This window comes from Stenotrophomonas sp. 2YAF22 (assembly GCF_052114665.1).
GTDB classification, from domain to species: Bacteria; Pseudomonadota; Gammaproteobacteria; order Xanthomonadales; family Xanthomonadaceae; genus Stenotrophomonas; species Stenotrophomonas indicatrix.
The window spans coordinates 1-5,361 of record NZ_JBFRFE010000274.1; the positions used below are offsets into that span (position 1 = coordinate 1).

Here is a 5,361-nt window from a genome sequence, read left to right on the forward strand (position 1 = left end):
GCATTGGCACGGTCGAGGCGGGCCATCGCGATGCCGTGGCCCTGATTGCGGGTTTTCCAGGGCCAAGGTCGCCCGTCGGCGGCCTCCACGTGGCGAATGCGCTGCAGGCAGCCGAGCAGGGTAATGCCCTCGTCGGCGTGGGCGCCCATCGTGCTGCCCAGCGTGGTTTCCAGTGCTTTGGCCAAGTCATCCGGCAGGCGTTCGACGGCGTCGCCCAGTGTGGCGAACAGATAGGGATAGAGCGAAGAAGTCATGGCGGCATCCTTGTGCATGTAGCAAGGGGCCACTGTCGCGCGGGTGCGAGGGTGGCAGGCGGTGCGTGGTTGCAATACCGGAGGTTGATGTAGAAGCGCCGGCGGGCACGAGGCCCCCACGCACCGCCCGCCATAAACGCGCGGACGGATTGCCTGCCGACGCCACCCGAGGGATGGGCGACGCCGACAGGCAAGCGTAAACAACACATCAACCTAACGGGATTGCAAGCCCGTGCCACCTGTTGTCGGTGGCGATCCATGATGTGCACGGAAGTGCCGCTGCACCAATCAGACAAGTTTCAAATTCGAAATCATTGCAATGTGCGTGCACAGCGAAGCGCAGATGCAGAATGGTTCGATTGCGTCATTCCGCGCCGCACATGGAAGCGGTAGCGCCGGACCATGCCCGATGGCTCTACAGCAAGCTCATCGTGCAATGAGCAACGGCGCCGGAATGCTCCGGCGCCGTTTCAGTTCCTTCTTACCAGCTGTAAGCCACGCTCAGGTTGCCAGTGGCTTCGCGATACCCGCTGTCACCGCGCATCACGCCGAACCCACCCCACGCGCTGAAACCGGAACGGAATTCCACACGCGCACCCGCGCTCAGTTCATAGCGGTTGYGCGGAATGCCGGCCTTCAACACTTCATCATCGAAGGCGATGCCATTACCGGCACCATCTCGGTACCAGTTGGCCGCCAGGTACGGGCTGACCGAGGCACCTGCTGCCGAGCGCGATTCACCCTGCAGGCGCAGGCCGGCACGACCGGACAGGCCGTTGTTGCCCTGCGCACGCACCACGGTGCCGTTGGTCTCGGTATGCACGTCGGTCTTCGCATCGTTGTAGATCAGCTGCAGTTCCGGCTGCAGGCTCAACGCGGTGTTGCCGATCTGGCCGATGTCGAAGCGGTAACCGGCCTCCACCGACGACTGCCAGATGTCCGAGTCGTAGCGCTCCTCGGCCAGACCGTCGCCCTGCACGCGGTTGCGGAACTGGCCGTTCTGCACGCTGGCATCCACATACATCGCATCGTTGGCCCAGTTGCCATACACACCCAGCGCGCCACCTTCCACCTTGCCGCGTGCACTGAAACCGGTCACGTCCGAACGCGAGGTGGCGCTGCTGCGCGCCGCGGTGCCCATCACGCCGACGCGGCCACGGCCGTCATCGAACACGCCGATGTCCGCACCCAGCTGCAGGCGCGAGCGGTCCACGCGCAGGTCGAGCTGGTCATCCACCGCTCCCAGCTTGCTCTGGGTGGCATCCACGCGGGCCCAGCCACGGATGCCATCCGTCACAGCGGCGCCGCGCTGGCGGTCGCGGTAGGTGTGGCGCAGCATCTGGTCCAGTGCGAACTGGTTGGCCAGATAGGCGCCGGTTTCCGGGCGTAGCACCGGGATCGGGTTGATCGGGTCAATGGGGTCAACCGGATCAATGATCGGCTTGCACTGCGGCAGCGACGGGTCAGCCAGGCACGGGTCCGGCGTGGTTGCCAGCTCCGAACGCAGGTACCAGTTGCCGTTGGCGTCCTTCACCAGGAAGTATTCGTACTGCCCACCCACGGCGCGGCCGACCAGATCGAACTGCGCGTTGGACGCGCCGCCGATATCGATCAGCTCGATGCCACGATCGGTCTTGGCACCGGCACCGCCGGCGTTGAGCACGCGCACGTTGGCTTGGCCATTGGCATCGCCAGCAATCACCAGCGTGTCGGTCAGCGAGGTGTCGTCACCCAGCTGGGTATTGAACAGCAGCGTGCCGCCGTTGCCGGTGAACGCATCCAGGCTGAGGGTGTTGAAGCTGCTGCCATTGCCCAGCGCCACGGTACCGCCCGCGCCCAGGGTGAGGTGGCCGACAGTGCTGTCGCCGGTCATCAGCCAGGTGCTGTCGCTGTCGATGCTGGCGGTGGTGACGTTGGTGAAACGGCCGTCTATCTGCGCCTTGTTGCGAAGCACTACGTCCAGGCTGCCGGTAACGCGGCCGGTGTCGAAGGTGATATCGCCGGCAAGGCGTGCGTCATCCACCGTGAAGTGGACCTCGGCTTCGCCCGTTGCACTGCCATCGGGGCGCACCAGCAACAGATGGCCATCGCCGCCGGAGAGCTGGGAGCCGTTGGCGACGGTGATGTCGTAGCGCACCGACCTGCGCGGTGCTACCCAGATGGCGGCCCCACTGTCCGAGGCGACCTGTGCGTTGTCCACGCGCAGGGTGATGGGCTGCCCGAGTACGGACGGGATGGTGCCACCCAACAGTAGTACGCCCGAATTCGCGCCTTCCACCCGGGTGCCATTCTGCAGGATGGCGGTGCCCTGCTGCAGGCGCACCGCATGACCATTACTGAGCATGGCCGCACCCGGTGATGCTTCGGCGCGTACGAACGAAGAGTCGACGATGACGGTGCTGTTGGCATCGGGTTGGCTGGGGGACTTGTCGAGATAGATGCCGACGCTGAACCTGGCGTTGGCCCCCACCGAGCGCACGGTGCTTCCCGTGATGCGTGCACTGGACAGATCGCTGACCACCACATTGCCGTCATGCAGCGTGCTGTTGGTCATATCCAGCGTTGAACTGCCCCGCAGCACGATGCTGGCACCCCTGCCATCGACGAGCGCTTGTACACGGCCGTTGTTCAGCGTTACCTGGGAGTCCGTGCTGGTGATTGTCTCCGTACGACCGCCGTCCACATTCAAGCGTGAGCTGTTGATGAGATTCCAGGCTTCGACGGTGCTGCCTTCACGCACGGTGGCCGATTGGCCGTCAAGGTCACGGGCCAGCGCGGATGTTGCGGGAAGAGCCGCCAGGGCCAACAGCAGGCACTGGGTGAGGGGGCGCATGAGGAGGCACTGGGGACGTGCAGAATGACGGCGCATGGATCACTCCTGATCGGACGAATGTGTCTGGTATGGACAGCCGCGTCATGGGCCGTCACCCCTCTCTTCCGGGGAGCTTGGCCTGTCGGCGATGCTATGCCAAAGACGCCCGGGCATGTCCATTTCGACTCAAATTGTTCCGGCTCAAGGAGCGGGGGCCCATGCAATTTGTTGCAAAGCGTCGTGATCGGCCTCCTGCGTTTCTTGAGGGTTCAGCGTACGACGGCGCCGTCGCTGGTGGGCAGGTTCAACCGCTGGGTAGGCTGCAGTGACTGGATGAAGCCCTCATCGTGGGAAATCACCACCAGGGTGCCCGGGTAGGCGTGCAGGACCTGCAGCAGATGGGCACGAAGGCTCATGTCCAGGTTGTTGGTGGGTTCGTCCAGTATCAGCAGGGTAGGCGGGTGGGCCGCCATCAGGGCCATCGCCAGGCGTGCGCGTTCGCCTCCTGACAGCTGGCCGATGGTCGTCTGCGCCGGAGCCTCACCACGGAACAGGAAGTCGGCCAGATGCAGGCGGCATTCGGAGGGGGTCCATTGGGGTTGGCATGCGGCCATCGCCTGCACCGGCGTCAGCGCGCTCGGCAGTGCATCGTAGTGCTGGTCGATCAGCGCGACCTGCTCCGCTGCTGGCAGCAGCCAGTCGCCCTCACGCTGGACATCGGTGGCACCCTGCAATGCGCGGGCGAAGGTGGATTTGCCGCTGCCATTGTCGCCGGTCACCAGCAGGCAGTCGCCCACCTCCAGGCGTACCTGCAGCTGCAGCACGACCAGGGGCGCGTGGTAGCCGCATGCGCCGTCGGTGACCTGCACCACCACGCCCTCCCGTCGCCAGCCCGCGGGAAGCTGGAAGCGCGGCGCGATGACCTCGTCGCGCTGCAGCTGCCGGCGGCGCTCGGCGATGTCTTCCTGCACGTCTCGGATCTGCTGGCGTTTCTGTCCCGCCGTGGTGTTACCGCGCTCCAGCTTGGTGGCCGAGCGCACCGTGCCCCATTTGCGCTGCTCCACCTTCACTGCGCCACGCTTGCGTGAGGAGGCGGCGCGCTCCTGTTCGCGCATCAGTGCGTCATGCGCCTGCGACTGTGCGCGGTCGAGATCGCGCGCGGTGCGATCCAGCGCGTCGCGCCGGCGCTGCAGTTCCACCTGATGGTCGTGGTAACGGCCCTGGAAGACCTCGATGTGCTGGTTGTGGATATGCCAGAGCGTGTCGCACAGCGCATCGATCAACGCGGTGTCATGTGAGGCGATCAGCAGGGTGCCGTGGTACTGGCGCAGCCGGGCCAGCAGCGAGCGCCGCGCACTGCGGTCCAGATGGTTGCTGGGCTCGTCCAGCAGCAGCACGTCCGGTGCTGAATCCAGCGCACGTGCCAGTGCATGGCGCATCTGTTCGCCGCCGCTGCGCGCCGATCCGTCCAGCACGTGCTGCGGCACAAAGGCAACCGATGCGCCATCGCGCCAGCGGATCTCACCTGCGCTGGGCATGACCTGTCCAGCCAGCATGCGCAGCAGGCTGCTCTTGCCGGTGCCGTTGTTGCCGATCAGGGCGACGCGTGCGCCGGCAGGCAGGCGCAGGTCCACGCCGCTGAAAAGTGGGCGGCCGTTGAAGTGAAGCTCTATATCGTCCAGTCGCAACATGTTGCTTGATCTCCAGCGAGCAGGTCGTTGACGGCCTGATCCTTCGCGACAGTGTGTAACGGTACAGTTTCCGATAAGGGTCTGGTCAGGACTTCAGGTCCCGAACCATTGACGGAACCCGATCCCTGAATTCCCTGGTGAAACTTCGGTTCTGGTAGTTCCCCAGCAGACCACGACCGTCAGCCAAAGTCACTGCAACTACTTGCAATAGCACTATGGCCGACCCAGCCCGGGGAGCAGCGCTAGTGCAGGACCTGAGTGAAATATCAGCCAGGCGGAAGCACCTTGCCCGGGTTGAGAATCCCATCCGGGTCGCCAACGTAGCCGGTGTGAACGCCTGCACCATGAAATCGCGCTTGGCCAGGCCAATGCCATGCTCGCCCGACAGCGTGCCGCCCAGTGACAGCGTCAGTTCGAAGATCTTCGGCAGCGCGGCATGCGCGCGTGCGTTCTCATCGGCATCGTCCGGGTGGTAAAGAATGTTGACGTGCAGGTTGCCGTTGCCGGCATGACCGAAGGTGACGATGGTCAGTGCGTACTCGCGCGCCAATGCCTGTACCCCGGCCACCAGATCGGGAATGCGCGACACCGGTACCACCACGTC

General features: G+C 64.8%; 2 protein-coding genes and 2 pseudogenes. All 4 read right to left on the reverse strand.

Annotated elements, in window-relative coordinates; translation table 11 throughout:
* A pseudogene (locus AB4Y84_RS12125) lies at nucleotides 1-254 on the reverse strand (hypothetical protein); the annotation flags it as partial.
* Between the two features lie 481 nt (nucleotides 255-735).
* On the reverse strand, nucleotides 736-3,087 hold the full coding sequence (locus tag AB4Y84_RS12130; protein WP_442250197.1) for an autotransporter family protein: 2,352 nt from the start codon (nucleotides 3,085-3,087) through the stop codon (nucleotides 736-738).
* A gap of 248 nt (nucleotides 3,088-3,335) precedes the next feature.
* Entirely contained in the window at nucleotides 3,336-4,757 is a 1,422-nt protein-coding gene (locus tag AB4Y84_RS12135; RefSeq protein WP_442244664.1) for an ATP-binding cassette domain-containing protein, read from the reverse strand.
* 266 nt (nucleotides 4,758-5,023) lie between these two features.
* Nucleotides 5,024-5,361 (reverse strand): annotated as a pseudogene (locus tag AB4Y84_RS12140) (FAD-linked oxidase C-terminal domain-containing protein); the annotation flags it as partial.